The sequence below is a fragment of the Rheinheimera sp. genome, from assembly GCF_037442525.1.
GTDB lineage: Bacteria > Pseudomonadota > Gammaproteobacteria > Enterobacterales > Alteromonadaceae > Pararheinheimera.
The window spans coordinates 1-16,929 of sequence record NZ_JBBIQD010000023.1; the positions used below are offsets into that span (position 1 = coordinate 1).

Sequence of the window (16,929 nt, forward strand, 5' to 3'; positions counted from 1 at the left end):
GCGATGACGCAGTTTATGATCATGTACGGTGACCGTATATCGTTATGATAAACAGCCACTTACACAGAAAAATTTATACTCTCCATAAGGGGTGAGGTTTGCCCCTTTGCCTTTAGCGCACTTAGGTGCTTGAAATTGTTGAATACAAGATTATTTGTTGGACTGATACGTAACTAAGGAAAGGTTGGTCGATGCCATTATACGAGATTAGCAATAACGAATTAAAACCGCTGGTAGGCACTACTTTTCGGGAGCAGAACCTTTGGGAACGGCGTGATCTGCAGCGCTTGTTCAAGCTGAATATTTCAGTGATTGATCCGGACCTTCTGGTGATTGCCGAAGAGTTTGGCGAATGGAATGAAGGCAATCGTCGAATAGATTTGCTGGCTGTTGATAAGAACGCCAATCTTGTTGTGATTGAATTGAAACGCACCGAAGACGGTGGGCATATGGAATTGCAGGCAGTCCGTTATGCCGCAATGATAGCGAACATGCGATGGGATGTTGCGGTTTCTGTTTTCACGCGATTCTTGGCTGATAACGGCATTGATCTGGATGCGGAAAGCCGCCTCTGTGAATTTTTGGAATGGGACAAACCGCGCCAGGACGATTTTGCTCAAAATGTTCGTATCATCCTCGCCTCAGCCGATTTTTCAAAGGAGATTACGACATCAGTTCTTTGGCTCAATGAACATGAGCTCGATATCTGTTGTATCCGTTTGTCATTGCATAAAATCGATAACAAGTTGGTGCTGAGCTCTGAGCAAATCATCCCACTTCCAGAAGCTGAAGGTTACCAAATCGAAGTCCGTCAGAAAAAACGGGAAGAACGGGTGTCGCGTGGTGATTCCAAAGATCGCTCGCTTTACACCATAACCTTCCATGATGAAGTCTTTGAAGCTGGCTTTAAAAAGTCGGATATCGGTTACAACACTGTCAAGCTGTTAGAGGCGAATGGTGTGATCGATGGCAAAGTTTTCGCCTTACTACGGGACGATACTTCTTGCAGCTTTAGACTGCTTAAACTTCCTGAAGAAATGACGGATACAGAGAAGCAGTATGCGAAGTATCGTTACCGGCAGGAACCAGAGATTACGTACGAAGGTAAAGGATATTACATCGCTCGAAACTGGGGCGTAGCTAATACACCAAAGTTTATCGCAAAGATGGAATTAGCGTTTCCGGGGCTAAAGTATTCGTCTGGTGGTGACTGATTGGGATGAGCACGAGAAGATGAAAATGTTTATAATCTCGAAATCGCTCAAGCAACAACTTCCATGAATAGGTAGAAACGTGAGTAACGCAAAGATCAACAAAGCCATGCTGACATGGGCGCGCGAGCGTTCTGGCTATGCTTTGCCTGAGTTTGCGCGAAAATTAAATGTTACCGAAGAAAAATTGAGTGAGTGGGAAGCTGGCGAACGCGAGATAACTTTTGTACAAGCGATGTCTTTTGCTGACAAAGCGCATGTGCCTTTCGGTTTTTTGTTTCTGAGCCAACCGCCTGTTGAAAACCTTCCTATCCCAGATTTAAGAACAGTTGATTCTGCAGAGCTCAAACGGCCAAGTTCAGAGCTTATTGATTTACTTAAAAATATGATGGAATGTCAGGATTGGTATCGTGATTATGCCCGCAATCAGCTACTGCAACCTGTCGAAGTTGTCGGTAGTTTCCGCATTGAACAGGGTGTCGCTGCCGTCGTGGCGGATATGCGCAGTAAGCTGAATATTCCACCGCATCCAAAACGTGGGAGTTGGTCTGATTATTATCGTGATCTGGTCCAAAGGATTGAAGCACTCGGCATCTTGGTCATGAGACAGTCCAGTCTTGGCCACCATAGCCGACCTTTTAGCGTCGAAGAATTCCGTGGTTTTGCCATGTGTGATGAATTCGCGCCAATCATCTTCGTTAATCATGCTGATGCGCCTGGTGCCAGACTCTTTACCTTGATTCATGAGTTATGTCATATCTGGATAGGGCAAACCGGACTTTCTGATGGTGACGCCAACAGTCATCGAACAGAAGAACGGTTTTGTAATGCGGTAGCTGCAGAGTTATTAGTCCCTACAGCAGAATTCCAAGTGCTGTGGCGAACTGATGTTGAAAGCTGGCAACAGAATTTGCCTGATCTTGAAGCTCATTTCCATGTCAGCACTTGGGCGTTAGCGCGTAAAGCATTAACGCTTGGGTTTATTAGTCAGGCTGAATATAGCGCCTATATCAAAGCGCAGATTGCTGCTTTTGAAGAGAGTGAAGCAACTGGCAGTGGCCCCAGTTATTTTAAGGTCAAAAAAGCACAAATCAGTCAGTTGTTTTCTAAGGCCGTTGTCAGTGAAGCACTGAATGGTAAATTGTTGTTGCGTGACGCGGGATGGATGTTGGGAATGAAACCTGCCAGTGTCACTAAATTCGCGCAGGAGCTTGGGTTTTGATTTATCTGCTGGATGCTAACACCTATATCGAAGCCAAAAACACCTATTACCACATGGACTTTTGTCCAGCCTATTGGTCTTGGCTTGATCAGCAATTTGCGTCCGGCATAGCGGGTAGTATCGACATGATTGGACGCGAACTAAAAGACGGTAATGATGAATTAGCTGAATGGGCAAAGGCTCGTAACGGTCAGTTTATTGCCAACGATGATGAAGCAACCCAAACTGCTTTTGTCCAAATCATCGAATATGTCATGTCTCAGAGCTTTAATCCTGCGAATAGGGATAACTTTCTGGCAAAAGCAGACCCGTGGTTAATTGCCAACGCAATGTCAACTGGTGCCGTTGTGGTAACCCATGAAAGCACGGTCAGTGATACGACGAAGAAAGTAAAAGTCCCAAATATCTGCAAGCAGTTCGGGGTCAAATGTATCAACACGTTTGAGTTCTTGCGTCTGACGAAAGCTAAGTTTGGACTTATCTGAGCTCGTCGATTTCGGGCAGCACACAGGCCTGAGCTTATTTAGAAAGCCTGCACAAAACCCTGAGTTAGGTAGAGAGCGAAGTGAGGTTTATGCCGGTGCCCGAAGCTTTTCATCCGGCAAGCATGTCATTTTCTACCGTGCAGCTGCAAAAGGTGTCATTGAAATAGCGCGGGTACTGCATCAGCGTATGGATTTGCTGAGTCAGTTCAGCGACGAGTTCTAACCTATCGACAATTCTGAGATAAATCATGGCATTTAGCGAGTTTGAGCAATTCCGTATTGAAAGGGCGATTGACGCCTTTATGAAGCAACGTCGGCCACGGCCAGACATTCGGGAAAAACTTGATTTATCGGCCAGGATAGAACGGCAGAGTCTGGTGTTGTACGAAGTGCGGCCGGACTGGCAGGATAAAACAGTCATTCGCGAGCACCCCTTTGCCAAGCTGACCTATGTACGGACTCGGAATAGCTGGAACATCTTCTGGATGCGCGCCAACCTGAAATGGTACGGCTATGAACCTGAGCCATCAGTGCGTAGTATCGAAGAAGCGCTACAAATTGTTGCAGAAGACAAGTTCGCTTGTTTCTTCGGCTAATGCAGCCCGCGCAGTTAATCGCAAACCGGCTAAAAATGCGCGTAAACAGGCGTGAAGAGTCAGGAAAAAGCACTTTAACAACTATGAAAGTGCGAAACTGATAATTGTCTGGAAACTCAGGTCGATTCAGCCAGCTGGTTACTGGCTGTTCGCACCTCTCTGCTTGCTCAGTCAGGAATGCGGGCTATAACCTTAATCTCAAAGTCGAAGCCTGCCAGCCAGGTGACTCCTACGGCTGTCCAGTTTGGATAAGGTGGGCTACCAAAGATCTTTTGTTTTACCTTCATAATGGTCCCGAATTGATGTTCTGGATCTGTATGAAAGGTGGTGACATCGACAATATCAGCAAAACTACAGCCCGCAGCAGCCAAAGTAGCTTTGAGGTTCTCAAACGCCAACTCCACCTGTAGCTCGAAATCTGCTTCAGCACTACCGTCGGAATGGCTGCCTACCTGACCGGAAACAAATAACAGGTCGCCTGAGCGAATTGCCGCTGAATATTGATGTTCTTCATAAAGTGCATGTTTGTTGGCTGGAAAAACAGCTTCCCTTTTCGACATGATATGGCTCTCTTTGTTAAGGCTCAATGGGCTATGAAACTGTGCACTATGTGCAGTAGCACTGCGCAATCCGGATAGTTTCAATGGAGCTGTATGTTGAATTAGTTTAACATACGCCGCGTATGTAGAATATTTCACATACGCGGCGTATGTCAAGTGGCATACATTTCGTATGTGAAAGGAGTGTAGAATGAGTACCCGTTTAATGAAGATGGCGGAAAACCGTGAGAAGCTGATAGCAGCGGCCAGAAAGGCATTTGCTGAACAGGGTTATGCTAGCGCGTCTATGGACAGCTTAACTGCTCAAGCCGGTTTAACCCGTGGTGCGCTGTATCACAACTTTGGCGACAAGCGTGGCTTGTTTGCGGCGGTAGTCGACCAAATTGATTCTGAAATGGCTGAATATGCAAAGTGTATCGGGGCCAAAGCCAGTGATGCATGGTCAGGTTTATTGGCTGAAGGAGCCGCCTATATAGAGAAAGCTCTGGACCCTGAAGTGCGGCGTATCGTATTGCTGGATGGCCCTTCTGTACTGGGGGACCCGACGCAGTGGCCAAGTCAGAATAAATGCCTGCAATCTACCAAGAGTATCATTGAGAAATTGATTGAAACTGGCACAGTTAAACCGGTCGACGCTGAAGTTGCAGCTATGTTGTTAAATGGTGCCGCTTTAAATGCAGCACTTTGGCTGGCGTCCAGTGCAAATCCTCAGGTATTGCTGCCAAAAACGCTGGAGGCATTTAATTTGCTGGCTTCAGGTTTTCTGGTGAAGGGATGAATACCGGCGCGCAAGACCGTTTTTTCTGTATTTGAATTTGACATGAGAGGTGTCGCCAGATCGCAAACAGATCCGTGAACTTGCCCATTCTGTTAAGTCCATTCGTCTGATTGTGGTGTGAAGAGAGAGTGTCAAAAATCTGTGTAAGTGGCATTCAAACTATGTATTTGAAAGGACTTAAGAATGCCAGTATCAGACCCGCTTATCGACCCCTGGTTAACGGCTGCGGGGCAATCTGCACGGCCGGCGGGTGGAAGCTGATGCGCAGCGTGCGGTTCGGGCAGCAACGTGAAGCGCAGAGCAGCATAAGTCAGCTGCCTGCCGGGTGCGGTGCCTGAGCACATTCGTCTCAGGCACCGGACAAAAGGGGCTGTCCAATTCGTCAGGCAACCTTAAACTGCGCAGCCATTTGTTGCAGCTCGGTGCCCAGCCGGCTTAAATCTGCGCTGGCCAAAGCGGTTTGTTCGCTGGCAATGCTCGATTGTTCCGCCACGTCCCGGATACTGAAAATACTGCGGTTAATTTGTTCTGCAACAGTGGCCTGCTGCAAGGCTGCTGCAGCAATTTGTTGGTTCATCGACTGAATGCTGCCAACCGCCTGAGTGATAGCTGTAATGGCTTCACCGGCATGGTCGGCAGACCCCAGGGTTTGTTCAGCCAGACCTGAACTTCGTTGCATGGTTGAAACGGCGGCTTCTGCTTTCTGTTGCAATGAACTGATCAGTTGTTCAATCTGGCCGGTGGATTCCTGAGTCCGGAATGCCAGCGCCCGCACTTCTTCTGCCACCACCGAAAACCCGCGTCCGGCTTCTCCCGCTCTTGCTGCTTCAATAGCCGCATTCAGCGCCAGCAGGTTGGTCTGGTCGGCCACGTTTTTGATCACATCCAGCACAGCACCAATGGAGTTGCTTTGGTCCTTCAGCTCAACAATCGCCTGAACCGATACCGTCACTTCTTGGGCTAATGCTTTGATTTGTTGAGTCGTCTGTTGCACCACCGTTGTTCCCTGGCTTGCCCGCCGGGCAGACTCTGTGGCATAGCTGGAGGCCTGTTCAGCGTTTTGTGCCACGTCCTGCACAGTGGTGGCCATTTCGTTCATAGCCGTGGCTACCTGCTCAGTTTCTTCTTTTTGCTGGCGGACACCGGCTGAGTTTTGCTCTGAAATTGCCGCCATCTCCTCTGTGGCGGCAGCCAGCTGGGTTATGCCTGTGGAGAGGTGCTCAATTAAGGTTCGCAGGTTCATACTCATTTTCTGCATGGAGCGCATCAGTTGACCGGGTTCATCCAGGCGGTTGGTGGGCAAATTAGCGGTTAAGTCACCCGTGGCAATATTCTCTGCCACCTTGACCACTTGCTGAATTGGGCTGACCACCATCTGGGTGATCACCAGGGCGGCCATAAAACCAATCAGCAGAGCCGCCAGCGCGCAGGCGATGATGAGCTGTTCTTTGGCTTTGACCTCAGCCCTCATGGTATCCAACTGACGTTCAACCGATTGGGTGCCCGCCTGATCGGCAGCTCTGGCCGCTTTTGTCATTTGCTCTTCCAGAGTACTCAGGTTGGCTGTATTACCTTGGTTGACGGCTTCTGTCAGTGCGCTGAGCAGTTGTTGATACTCCGACAGGTTGCTTAACAGCTCTCGCATCAGCCGGGCACTTTCTTCGGTGCTGAATAACGCCAGACTTTCCTGGGCACGCTGTTTGGCTTGATTACTCAGATCCTGTGCCGCCTGGTAATAGGTCAGCTCCTTTTTTAACAAAAAGTTCTTCTCCTGCTGCCTGGCTTCGCTGATCAGTAAATTGGCTTCGCTGACTTTTGTGGTTAATTCAAATCTTGCACTCAGACTTTCCAGAGACTGATAACTCAATACAGAAATAAACACTAAAATGAGCAGCACCAGGCCAAACCCAGCGAGCAGTTTTATACGAATGCTTAAATTCTCTATGGCTGTGCGCATAAGAGTTCTCCATTGATCTGATTGAAATGAGTAAACAAAGGTCTGGCCATTCCGGCGGGCCAAAACCTTGGTCAGGGGCAGAACGATAAAGATTAATTCGTTGAATAATAGAAATTTTAACTTCAATAAACAGGTACCAGGCTGCACGGCTCCACAGCCATCAGTTTCATGTTGGGCTGAACAGAGGTTCTGCTGAAGCATAGCAGAGCCTGATGCAACCAACCTGAGCTTTGAATGATTCAACAGATATCGGTCAGTCCATCCGTGCTGTTACGTTGGTATTCGTCTGTTGGATCAATGGATGCGAATAAACGACCCAAGAGGCAGGTAAAATGGGGCTGAGCTGCGCCTGGCACAGAATGAACAGCCAGCATCTGTGATTTATGCAGTGCATGTGTGCACGGGCTATGGCTGCCTGAGCTTAAACATAACGTTATTCTGAGCTCCCGGGACTACTGTTTTGAAGGGCGCTGATCATCGCCTGCGCCAATGGTGAACTGCTGTTGCTTTTGGAGGTGATCAGCACCACCGGAATTTGGTAGCTGTACTTCTCTGGCTGAATGGCACGGAACAGGCCTTTTTCCACCCAGTAGCTGGCGTAATGCTCGGGCAGGTAACCAATAAATTTGCCGGACAGAATCAGGTGGGCTATGCCTTCGTCGTGGTAAGCACTGGCGCTGTTCTGGTAGTTCAGGCCGTCGTTGCGGATCTCTTTATCGCGCATATAGTTACTGGTGATCACTTCCGCCTGTGCCAGCAATGTGCTGATGTCTTTGCTGGCACAGTCAAACAGTGGGTGGCCGGCCGCGCAATAGAGGTAGTTGGTTTCCGGGTGCAGCGGCTGGTAATTCAGGCCTCGGATATGATGACGGCTGACGCCAATACCGACCAAAGAGCGGCCGTTGGCCACAGCGGTTTCCACTTCCCGCGCTTCACAGACATGAATGTCAAATTGCAGGTGATTGCTTTTGTTTTTCAGCGCCGCTATGGCCTGGGCAACACCGCAACGCGGGTCGCTGATCAGGGTATCCACTATGGCAATGGTGACGCGCCCGGCCAGGGTATGTTTGGAGCCAGCCACTGTGGCGGCAAAAGTTTCACATTGTTGTAAGAGTTGCAGGGATGCCTGGTAGGTCACCCGACCAGCGTCGGTCAGTTCAAAGCCGCTGCGGCCTCTTTTACATAAGGTCACACCTAAACGTATTTCCAGATCGGACAAATGGGTGCTGATGGTGGAGCGGCCAATATGAAGCCGCGACTCCGCGGCGGATAAACCGCCACATTCCACTATGGTGGCGAAAATTCGTAATAAGCGTAAATCAACATCCTGAACCTGCATGCCTGGTTCGCCTTTAGTTCGATAAACCCGGAATAAGTTACGATTATTATGTATTTATAAAACAACTGCCGCAAGCTAGCATAAATCATCATTCAGTGTTGCACTCAGGTAACACGCAGCTTTTAGAGGAGTTGAAGATGGCATTTAAGTACGGAATAGACCGGCTGGATCTGGATACGGTCAATGGTATTGCCAATGGTAGTATTCAAGCGGAGTTAAGCCCTGAAGCTATTGCGAAAATTAACCAAAGCCGCCACTGTGTCGAACAAATGGCGGCCTCTGACAAAGCCATTTACGGTATCAACACCGGCTTTGGCCCTTTGTGTGATACCCAGATTTCGCCGGCTGAAACTGCACTGTTGCAGAAAAACCTGCTGATCACCCATGCGGTCGGTGTGGGCGAACCTATTGCCAAAGCTATATCCAAACTGATGCTGATCACCAAAGTGCATGCACTGAGTCAGGGCTTTTCCGGCGTGCGTCTGGAAGTGGTGCAGCGTATGCTGAGCTTTATTGAACTGGACCTTATTCCTGTGGTGCCTGAGCAGGGCTCTGTTGGGGCGTCCGGCGACTTAGCGCCGCTGTCGCATTTATTCCTGCCTTTGATTGGCGAAGGGGAGTTCTGGGCGCCAGGTTCCAGCTCCGCCATCATTCCGGCTGCTGAAGCTTTGGCCAAAGCCGGTTTAGCACCGCTGGAACTGCAGGCCAAAGAAGGTTTGGGCCTGATCAATGGCACCCAGTTTATTCTGTCACATGGCATTACGGCGCTGACCAAAATGCGTTACCTGCTGGATTTAGCCGATGTGGCCGGTGCCATGAGTGTTGAAGGCATGCAGGGCAGTGGCTCGCCGTTCCGCCCTGAGCTGCACCAAATCCGTCCTTTCCCAGGCAACATTGAAGTGGCTGACCGCATGCGCCGCCTGTTTAAAAACTCGCAGAATATGGCGTCTCACTTTGGCTGCGCCCGGGTGCAAGACCCTTATTCTTTGCGCTGTATTCCTCAGGTCCATGGTGCGTCGCGTAATGCCTTTTACCACTTAAAAGACATGATTGAGATTGAGATGAACTCAGTCACCGACAACCCTATTGTGATAAGCAGTGAAGAAGCGTTGTCTGGTGGTGGCTTCCACGGTCAGCCTTTGGCTATGGTGCTGGATTACACCTCCATTGCCGCCGCTGAGCTTGGTAATATTTCCGACCGCCGTTGTTATTTGTTGCTTGAAGGCCTGCATGGTTTACCGCGTCTGCTGACCAAAGCGGGTGGTTTAAACTCGGGCATGATGATCCCGCAATACACCACAGCGGCCTTGGTGACTGAAAACAAATCTTTATGTTTCCCGCCGTCCGCCGACAGCGTTCCGACCTCTATGGGTCAGGAAGACCACGTGTCGATGGGCAGTATTTCCGGCCGTAAGCTGAACCAGATTTTAGGTAACCTGGAAAAAATTCTGGCCATTGAGCTGATGTATGCGGCGCAGGCCATTGAATTCCGTCGTCCAAATACCTGCTCCGATCTGGTCGAAGAAAACCACGCCATTATCCGCGCCAAAGTGGCCAAGCTGGAAGAAGACCGGCTGTTAAAGCCGGACATTGACGCCATGATTAAGCTGGTCCGCGACCAGGCCTTTACGGTGAGTTTTGCGCTGAATGAAGGAGGCCAATAATGACGTTTCAGGATCAGATTAAACAAGGTATTCCGGCGCAGTTGCCACCGGCCCGGCCTTACCCGGCGGATGCCAACAGAGCACCCAAACGCAAAGACAGTTTAACCATTGCCGAAAAACAGCTGGCGGTGCGCAATGCGCTGCGTTATTTCCCGAAGGAATGGCATGCAGAGCTGGCGACAGAATTTGCGCGGGAGCTGCAGGATTTCGGCCGTATTTATATGTACCGCTTTAAGCCGGAGTACGCCATCAAAGCGCGTGCCATCAGCGAGTATCCGGCGAAGTGCCAGCAGGCGGCGGCCATTATGCTGATGATTGACAACAACCTGGACCCGGCCGTCGCGCAGCACCCGGAAGAGCTGATCACTTACGGCGGCAATGGCGCTGTGTTCCAGAACTGGGCGCAGTACCGTTTAACCATGAAGTACTTAAGCGAAATGGCCGAAGATCAAACGCTGCATATGTACTCTGGCCATCCTATGGGCTTATTCCCATCGTCGGTGGAAGCGCCACGGGTGGTGGTGACCAACGGCATGATGATCCCGAATTATTCCAAACCAGATGACTGGGAACGTTTTAACGCCCTGGGTGTGACCCAATACGGCCAGATGACGGCCGGTTCTTTTATGTACATTGGCCCGCAGGGCATAGTGCACGGCACCACCATTACGGTGATGAATGCGTTCCGTAAAGTACTGCAAAAAGGCGAAAGCCCAAAAGGCAAAATCTTCTTAACCGCAGGGTTGGGGGGGATGAGCGGGGCTCAGCCTAAAGCGGGTAACATTGCCAACTGCATTACTGTCTGTGCTGAAGTGAATCCGAAGGCCGCCATCAAACGCCACCAGCAAGGCTGGGTGGATGAGCTTATCGATAATATGGATGCGCTGATTGCGCGGGTGAAACAGGCGCAGGCCACTGGTGAAGTGGTGTCTATCGCTTACATCGGCAACGTGGTGGATGTATGGGAAGCTTTTGATGAGCAGGGTATTTTTGTCCACTTGGGTTCAGACCAGACGTCATTGCATAACCCATGGTCAGGTGGTTATTACCCTGTGGGCATCAGCTATGACGAAGCCAACAGGTTAATCCGCGAAGAGCCCGAGCTGTTTAAAACCAAAGTGCAGGAGACCCTGAAACGCCACGCCGCGGCGGTCAACAAACACACCGCCAAAGGCACTTATTTCTTCGACTACGGCAATGCCTTTTTACTGGAAGCCTCACGCGCCGGTGGCGATGTGATGGCTGACAACGGTATCGACTTTAAATACCCGTCTTACGTGCAGGATATTCTGGGCCCTATGTGTTTTGACTACGGCTTTGGCCCGTTCCGCTGGGTCTGTACCTCAGGCAAACCGGGCGATCTGGATAAAACCGACGCTATAGCAGCCCAGGTGCTGAAAAAGATTATGCAGGAGTCGCCGGAAGAAATTCAGCAGCAGATGCAGGACAATATCAGCTGGATCCTGGACGCCAAACAAAACAAACTGGTGGTAGGTTCTCAGGCGCGTATTTTATACGCCGACGCTCAGGGCCGTGCTGAAATTGCTGCTGCCTTTAACCAGGCCATTGCCCGTGGCGAAATTGGCCCTGTGGTACTGGGCCGTGACCACCATGATGTCAGCGGCACCGACTCACCTTTCCGTGAAACCTCCAACATTTATGACGGCAGCCGCTTTACCGCCGATATGGCCATTCACAACGTCATTGGGGACAGTTTCCGCGGCGCCACCTGGGTCTCGATCCACAATGGTGGTGGTGTAGGTTGGGGTGAAGTGATTAACGGCGGTTTTGGCATGCTGCTGGACGGCTCAGGTGAAGCGGAACGCCGGTTAAAATCCATGCTGTTTTTTGATGTGAATAACGGCATTGCCCGTCGCAGCTGGGCCCGTAACAACGAAGCTGATTTTGCCATCCGCCGTGAAATGGCACGCTCACCTAAACTGCAGGTGACGCTGGCGAACAAGGTAGACGACGACATTATCCAGCAATTGTCGTTTTAAGCCTCTGCACTGAACTGGTTCCGTCCTGGGGCTGGTTCAGTGTTTTTTCCTGTTTTTACCGACCTTCGGGTTCACATTCCCGCCCTGCGTTTGAACAACAAAAAAACCACCGCGAGGGTGGTTTCTTTGCAAAGCTGCTGCTGATGCTGTTGCAAGCAACAGCTTCGGCGAATTAAGCGGCTTTAGTTACTAAAGCTTTGACGTGCGCGTTTAAGCGAGACTTATGACGTGCAGCTTTGTTCTTGTGGATCAGGCCTTTTGCAGCCATACGATCCAGAACTGGAACCATCTTTTTGAACGCTTCCTGAGAAGCAGTTACATCAGAGGTTAATACTGCAGCGTAAGTTTTCTTGATGAAAGTACGCATCATTGAACGCTGACTGGCGTTTTGCTGACGACGCTTTTCTGATTGAATCGCGCGCTTCTTAGCAGACTTGATGTTAGCCAAGGTAACACTCCTAAAAACTAAACCGGGACTTTATTAAAGGCGGCATAATATGCCTATTTTATACCCCCTTGTCAAACCAAATTTCTGCTGTTGATCCGGTAATTGGACAGAACAGGCTGGTAATCCGGCGTGGCTCAGGTGAAAATGCCTGCACTCTACTACAGGGAGCCGTCTGTGTCAGGAAAATTATTAAAATCGGGCATGATTGTCAGCTTTATGACACTGATTTCCCGGATCTTGGGGTTGGTGCGAGACGTGATTGTGGCCAATGTGCTGGGGGCGGGGGCTGCCGCTGACGTGTTTTTTATGGCCAACCGCATTCCGAATTTTTTACGTCGTCTTTTTGCTGAAGGCGCCTTTTCACAGGCTTTTGTGCCTGTGTTGGCGGAAGTGAAAGAAAAACATGGCGACGATGCCGTCCGGCTGCTGGTGGCCCGCGCCAGCGGTACTCTGGGTTTGATTGTGACTGGCGTAACCTTGCTGGCAATGATTGGCTCGCCGGTGCTGATGATGCTGTTTGGTGCCGGTTGGTTTACCGCTTACCTCAATGGTGAACCTGAAGGCGACAAATACCTGCAGGCCGCATTTTTGCTGAAAATTACCTTTCCTTATCTGTGGTTTATCACCTTTGTCGCCTTATCCGGCGCTGTGCTGAACACCTACAACCGCTTTGCTGTCGCGGCTTTTACCCCGGTCTTTCTGAATATTGCGATGATAGGCTCCGCCATCTGGCTGGCACCAGAGATGCAAAACCCGGCCGAAGCCATTGCCTGGGGCGTGTTTTTGGGCGGTTTGATCCAGTTTTTATTTCAACTGCCCTTTTTAGCCAAAGCGGGGTTGTTGGTGTGGCCGCGTTGGGGCTGGTCTGACCCTTATGTCACCCGTATTCGCACCCTGATGATCCCCGCGCTTTTTGGGGTATCGGTCAGCCAGATTAACCTGTTGCTGGACGCCATTATCGCGTCTTTTCTGGTCACGGGCGCGGTCAGCTGGCTGTATTACTCAGACCGCCTGCTGGAATTTCCGCTGGGGCTTTTTGGGATTGCCATAGCGACTGTGATTCTGCCGGGCCTGTCACGCCATTATGCGGCGGCGTCCGAGGCCGCATTTCGCTATATGCTGGACTGGGCGGTACGCTTTATCTGCCTCTTTGGTATCCCTTCGATGCTGGGGCTGATTGTGTTGGCGGAGCCCATTATCAGCACTGTATTTATGCGCGGCGAGTTTAAAGCGGATGATGTACTGGCCACCTCCTACAGTCTGATGGCGTATTGCTCTGGCCTGGTGACCCTGATGCTGATTAAAGTGCTGGCGCCGGCTTTTTACGCCCGGCAGGACATTAAAACACCGGTGCGTATTGCCATTATTGCCATGGTGGCCAATATGGTGTTTAACCTGATGCTGGCACCTTTTTTAAGTTATGTCGGTCTGGCGCTGGCGACGGCACTGTCTGGCACCTTAAACGCCCTTTTGTTGTACCGGGGCCTGAAGCAGCGTGGTATTTATCAGTTCAGCCATAAGACCTGGAGTTTTATTGCCAAAGCCGCGGTTTCAGGCCTGCTGATGGCGGCTCTGTTGTTCTGGTTAACCCCGTCACTGCAAGGCTGGATAGCGCTGGGTTTAGCCCAGCAGGTTCTGCATCTGCTGGCGTATTTCGCCCTGGCAGTACTGGTGTACTTTGTGGTACTGGCTGTGCTTGGGGTGCGGCTGGCCGATTTTAAACGCCAGACAACTGCTGAAAGCTGAGTCAGTTCTGGGTATAATCGGGCACTTTTCTGAGCAGTTGAGTTAAAAAACCAAAGCTATGCAACTGATCCGCGGCTTACATAATATTTTGCCCAGCCACAAAGGTTGTGTACTGACCATCGGCAATTTTGACGGTGTGCACCTGGGTCATCAGGCGGTGCTGAACCAGCTGAAGCAGCAAGCCCGGCGGCTGCAACTGCCTGCGGCAGTGATGGTATTTGAACCTCAGCCGCTGGAATTGTTTGCACCGGAGAAAGCGCCTGCCCGCTTATGCCGCTTTCGGGAAAAATACCACTGGCTGGCGCAGCAGGGCATAGACAGGCTGCTATGTGTGCGTTTTGACCGTCATTTTGCCGCGTTGGAGCCCCAGAGTTTTATCCAGAACTTATTGTTGAATCAGTTGGGTGTGCAGCACCTGATTGTCGGAGACGATTTTTGCTTTGGTAAAAACCGCGCCGGGAATTACGCCTTATTGCAACAGGCGGCTGAAGCATTTGATTTTGGCCTGAGCAATACCCATAGCCTGATGCTGGAAGGCGAACGGGTTAGCAGCACCCTGATCCGTCAGGCGCTGGAACTGGATAACTTAACAGCGGCGGCCCAAATGCTGGGACGACCTTTTTCGTTGATGGGCCGGGTGCGGCATGGCGAAAAAGTCGGCCGTCAGTTGGGTTTTCCGACCGCTAATGTCTGGCTGTACCGCAAGAATCTGCCGGTGCGTGGCGTGTATGCGGTGGAGGCCGTGACGGTGAACGGCCGTTATAACGGGGTGGCCAATATTGGCTCCAGGCCGACCCTGCATGGCCGCAAAGAACAGCTGGAAGCGCATTTTTTTGATTTTTCTGGTGATTTATACGGCCAGCAAATTGAAGTGATTTTAAAACACAAGCTGCGCAGTGAACGAAAATTTGATTCACTGGGCGCATTGCAGCAGCAAATTCGCCTCGACGCCGACCAGGCCAGAGCCTATTTCGCTGCCAACTGAATTTAAAGAAGAGAACGGAACCGATACGGATGAGTGATTACAAGCATACCCTGAATTTACCGGACACCGCTTTTGCGATGCGTGCCAATCTGGCGCAGCGTGAGCCGCAAATGCTTGCCAGCTGGACAGAAAAGAAGCTGTACCAGCAAATTCGCCAGGCCAAAAAAGGGAAAAAGACCTTTATTCTGCACGATGGCCCTCCGTACGCGAACGGTAATATTCACATTGGTCATGCGGTGAACAAAATCCTCAAGGACATGATTGTCAAAGCCAAGACCTTGTCTGACTTTGACGCCCCTTATGTGCCGGGTTGGGACTGCCATGGTCTGCCGATTGAGCTGGTTGTCGAGAAAAAATATGGCAAACCAGGCACCAAGCTGACCCCGGCTGAGTTTCGTGCCAAGTGCCGTGAATATGCCGAAACGCAAATTCAGGCACAAAAAGTTGATTTTATCCGCCTGGGCGTCTTTGGCGACTGGGACAATCCATACCGCACCATGGACTTTAACACCGAGGCCAACATCATCCGTTCTCTGGCCCGTATTATTGACAATGGTCATTTGCAACAAGGCTTTAAGCCGGTGCACTGGTGTACTGACTGTGGTTCTGCGTTAGCGGAAGCCGAAGTGGAATACCAGGACAAAGTGTCGCCAGCCATTGACGTGCGTTTCAGCGTGCTGGATGACAGTGTTGCTGATAAGTTTGACCACCCGGAAGGGCATCGCGGTACAGGCCCTGTGTCTGTGGTGATCTGGACCACCACCCCCTGGACCTTACCGGCCAACCGCGCCGTGGCACTGAATGCCAAAGTGGAATACAGCCTGGTGCAGGTGGAACAAGGCCCGAATGGCGCTGAGCGGTTAATCCTGGCCACCGATTTGGTCACTTCTGTGATGGCCCGTGCCGGTATTGAGCATTACCACAATCTGGGGTTCTGCAAAGGTGCAGCGCTGGAGCTGACGTTACTGCAGCACCCCTTGTACGACCTGCAGGTGCCGGTGATTTTGGGCGAGCACGTGACTACAGATTCAGGTACTGGTGCTGTGCATACCGCACCAGCCCATGGTCCGGAAGACTTTACTGTCGGTAAGCTGTACAACCTGGAAGTGGCTAACCCTGTGGGGGCCAATGGGGTGTACCTGCCGGACACTCCACTGTTTGCTGGCCAGCATGTGTTTAAAGCCAATGATGCTGTAGTGGAAGCGCTGCAATCCGCTGGCAAGCTGTTGGTGCACAAGGCGCTGAAACACAGCTACCCGCATTGCTGGCGCCATAAAACACCTATTATTTTCCGCGCCACGCCACAGTGGTTTGTCAGCATGGACCAGCAAGGCCTGCGCAGCACTTCCTTGCAACAAATTGAACAAACCCGCTGGATCCCGGATTGGGGCCAACAGCGAATTGAAAACATGGTGGCGGGTCGTCCGGACTGGTGTATTTCCCGTCAGCGTACCTGGGGTGTGCCTATTGCTCTTTTTGTGCACAAAGACACTGGCGCTTTGCACCCGAATACTCAGGCTTTAATGGAGCAAGTAGCGCTGAAAGTAGAGCAGGCCGGTATTCAGGCCTGGTTTGATTTAGACGCCGCTGAGCTGTTAGGCGCAGACGCGGCTGACTATGTCAAAGTCAGTGACACGCTGGACGTCTGGTTTGATTCAGGGGTGACACACGCCTGTGTGGTGGATGCCCGGCCCGAGTTTAAGGGTGAAACCCAGGCCGATATGTACCTGGAAGGCTCAGATCAACACCGGGGCTGGTTTATGTCCTCCCTGATGACAGGCGTCGCTATCAAGCACCAAGCGCCGTATAAACAAGTGCTGACCCATGGTTTTACCGTAGACGGTGAAGGCCGCAAAATGTCCAAGTCCTTGGGCAACGTGGTGTCGCCGCAGGACGTAATGAACAAACTGGGGGCCGATATTCTGCGTTTATGGGTGG

The 16,929-nt window shown here is 50.9% G+C and carries 15 protein-coding genes; 11 read left to right on the forward strand and 4 right to left on the reverse strand.

Annotated features, from left to right (window positions below; genetic code table 11):
- Positions 1 to 191: 191 nt before the first annotated feature.
- The 5 genes from WKJ03_RS18230 to WKJ03_RS18250 all read left to right on the forward strand — a co-directional run bounded on the left by WKJ03_RS18230 (position 192) and on the right by WKJ03_RS18250 (position 3,514).
- Positions 192 to 1,214 (forward strand): hypothetical protein, encoded by a 1,023-nt coding sequence (locus tag WKJ03_RS18230; RefSeq protein WP_337843676.1) that lies wholly within the window; start codon positions 192 to 194, stop codon positions 1,212 to 1,214.
- Between the two features lie 79 nt (positions 1,215 to 1,293).
- A complete protein-coding gene (locus WKJ03_RS18235; RefSeq protein WP_337843677.1) occupies positions 1,294 to 2,433 on the forward strand; it encodes an ImmA/IrrE family metallo-endopeptidase in 1,140 nt (379 codons plus the stop codon).
- Complete coding sequence (locus tag WKJ03_RS18240; RefSeq protein WP_337843678.1) at positions 2,430 to 2,918, forward strand: DUF4411 family protein; 489 nt, start codon at positions 2,430 to 2,432, stop codon at positions 2,916 to 2,918. The genes WKJ03_RS18235 and WKJ03_RS18240 overlap by 4 nt, the downstream gene beginning before the upstream one ends.
- Positions 2,905 to 3,141: a type II toxin-antitoxin system RelE/ParE family toxin gene (locus WKJ03_RS18245; protein ID WP_337843679.1), complete on the forward strand. Its 237-nt coding sequence runs from the start codon at positions 2,905 to 2,907 to the stop codon at positions 3,139 to 3,141. The genes WKJ03_RS18240 and WKJ03_RS18245 overlap by 14 nt, the downstream gene beginning before the upstream one ends.
- Before the next feature lie 25 nt (positions 3,142 to 3,166).
- The gene (locus WKJ03_RS18250) at positions 3,167 to 3,514 is read left to right on the forward strand and encodes a DUF3024 domain-containing protein (protein WP_337843680.1); all 348 of its coding nucleotides are present in this window, start codon (positions 3,167 to 3,169) and stop codon (positions 3,512 to 3,514) included.
- Positions 3,515 to 3,681: 167 nt separating this feature from the next.
- On the opposite strand, the gene WKJ03_RS18255 is transcribed toward WKJ03_RS18250, so the two are convergent.
- Positions 3,682 to 4,074, reverse strand: coding sequence for a RidA family protein (locus WKJ03_RS18255; protein WP_337843681.1), 393 nt, complete (start codon positions 4,072 to 4,074; stop codon positions 3,682 to 3,684).
- 190 nt (positions 4,075 to 4,264) lie between these two features.
- On the opposite strand from WKJ03_RS18255, the gene WKJ03_RS18260 reads away from it, so the two are divergent.
- Positions 4,265 to 4,852, forward strand: coding sequence for a TetR/AcrR family transcriptional regulator (locus WKJ03_RS18260; protein ID WP_337843682.1), 588 nt, complete (start codon positions 4,265 to 4,267; stop codon positions 4,850 to 4,852).
- A 382-nt stretch (positions 4,853 to 5,234) separates the two neighbouring features.
- On the opposite strand, the gene WKJ03_RS18265 is transcribed toward WKJ03_RS18260, so the two are convergent.
- Together WKJ03_RS18265 and WKJ03_RS18270 are read right to left on the reverse strand one after the other, a co-directional pair.
- Positions 5,235 to 6,809, reverse strand: a complete 1,575-nt coding sequence (locus tag WKJ03_RS18265) for a methyl-accepting chemotaxis protein (protein ID WP_337843683.1) — start codon at positions 6,807 to 6,809, stop codon at positions 5,235 to 5,237.
- 433 nt (positions 6,810 to 7,242) lie between these two features.
- Complete coding sequence (locus WKJ03_RS18270) at positions 7,243 to 8,148, reverse strand: LysR family transcriptional regulator (RefSeq protein ID WP_337843684.1); 906 nt, start codon at positions 8,146 to 8,148, stop codon at positions 7,243 to 7,245.
- A 137-nt stretch (positions 8,149 to 8,285) separates the two neighbouring features.
- On the opposite strand from WKJ03_RS18270, the gene hutH reads away from it, so the two are divergent.
- Both hutH and WKJ03_RS18280 read left to right on the forward strand, forming a co-directional pair.
- Positions 8,286 to 9,812 (forward strand): histidine ammonia-lyase, encoded by a 1,527-nt coding sequence (gene hutH, locus WKJ03_RS18275; RefSeq protein ID WP_337843685.1) that lies wholly within the window; start codon positions 8,286 to 8,288, stop codon positions 9,810 to 9,812.
- The gene (locus tag WKJ03_RS18280; protein ID WP_337843686.1) at positions 9,812 to 11,812 is read left to right on the forward strand and encodes a urocanate hydratase; all 2,001 of its coding nucleotides are present in this window, start codon (positions 9,812 to 9,814) and stop codon (positions 11,810 to 11,812) included. Before hutH ends, WKJ03_RS18280 begins: the two co-directional genes overlap by 1 nt.
- Positions 11,813 to 11,984: 172 nt before the next feature.
- Here the strand turns inward: WKJ03_RS18280 and rpsT are convergent, their stop codons facing one another.
- Positions 11,985 to 12,260, reverse strand: coding sequence for a 30S ribosomal protein S20 (gene rpsT / locus WKJ03_RS18285; RefSeq protein WP_337843687.1), 276 nt, complete (start codon positions 12,258 to 12,260; stop codon positions 11,985 to 11,987).
- Positions 12,261 to 12,434: 174 nt separating this feature from the next.
- Here rpsT and murJ point away from each other — a divergent pair, with 174 nt between their 5' ends.
- The 3 genes from murJ to ileS all read left to right on the forward strand — a co-directional run.
- Positions 12,435 to 14,006: a murein biosynthesis integral membrane protein MurJ gene (murJ, locus tag WKJ03_RS18290; RefSeq protein ID WP_337843688.1), complete on the forward strand. Its 1,572-nt coding sequence runs from the start codon at positions 12,435 to 12,437 to the stop codon at positions 14,004 to 14,006.
- A 58-nt stretch (positions 14,007 to 14,064) separates the two neighbouring features.
- A complete protein-coding gene (gene ribF / locus WKJ03_RS18295; RefSeq protein ID WP_337843689.1) occupies positions 14,065 to 14,991 on the forward strand; it encodes a bifunctional riboflavin kinase/FAD synthetase in 927 nt (308 codons plus the stop codon).
- A 29-nt stretch (positions 14,992 to 15,020) separates the two neighbouring features.
- A partial coding sequence (gene ileS / locus WKJ03_RS18300; RefSeq protein ID WP_337843690.1) for an isoleucine--tRNA ligase occupies positions 15,021 to 16,929 on the forward strand: 1,909 nt, incomplete at its 3' end.

Excerpts from the sequence above, each read along its gene's own strand:
- ribF (WP_337843689.1), top strand. The coding sequence starts at position 14,065 with ATGCAACTGATCCGCGGCTTACATAATATTTTGCCCAGCCACAAAGGT.
- WKJ03_RS18255 (WP_337843681.1), bottom strand. The coding sequence starts at position 4,074 with ATGTCGAAAAGGGAAGCTGTTTTTCCAGCCAACAAACATGCACTTTAT.
- WKJ03_RS18260 (WP_337843682.1), top strand. The coding sequence starts at position 4,265 with ATGAGTACCCGTTTAATGAAGATGGCGGAAAACCGTGAGAAGCTGATA.
- WKJ03_RS18270 (WP_337843684.1), bottom strand. The coding sequence starts at position 8,148 with ATGCAGGTTCAGGATGTTGATTTACGCTTATTACGAATTTTCGCCACC.
- WKJ03_RS18280 (WP_337843686.1), top strand. The coding sequence starts at position 9,812 with ATGACGTTTCAGGATCAGATTAAACAAGGTATTCCGGCGCAGTTGCCA.
- WKJ03_RS18230 (WP_337843676.1), top strand. The coding sequence starts at position 192 with ATGCCATTATACGAGATTAGCAATAACGAATTAAAACCGCTGGTAGGC.
- WKJ03_RS18250 (WP_337843680.1), top strand. The coding sequence starts at position 3,167 with ATGGCATTTAGCGAGTTTGAGCAATTCCGTATTGAAAGGGCGATTGAC.
- WKJ03_RS18265 (WP_337843683.1), bottom strand. The coding sequence starts at position 6,809 with ATGCGCACAGCCATAGAGAATTTAAGCATTCGTATAAAACTGCTCGCT.
- hutH (WP_337843685.1), top strand. The coding sequence starts at position 8,286 with ATGGCATTTAAGTACGGAATAGACCGGCTGGATCTGGATACGGTCAAT.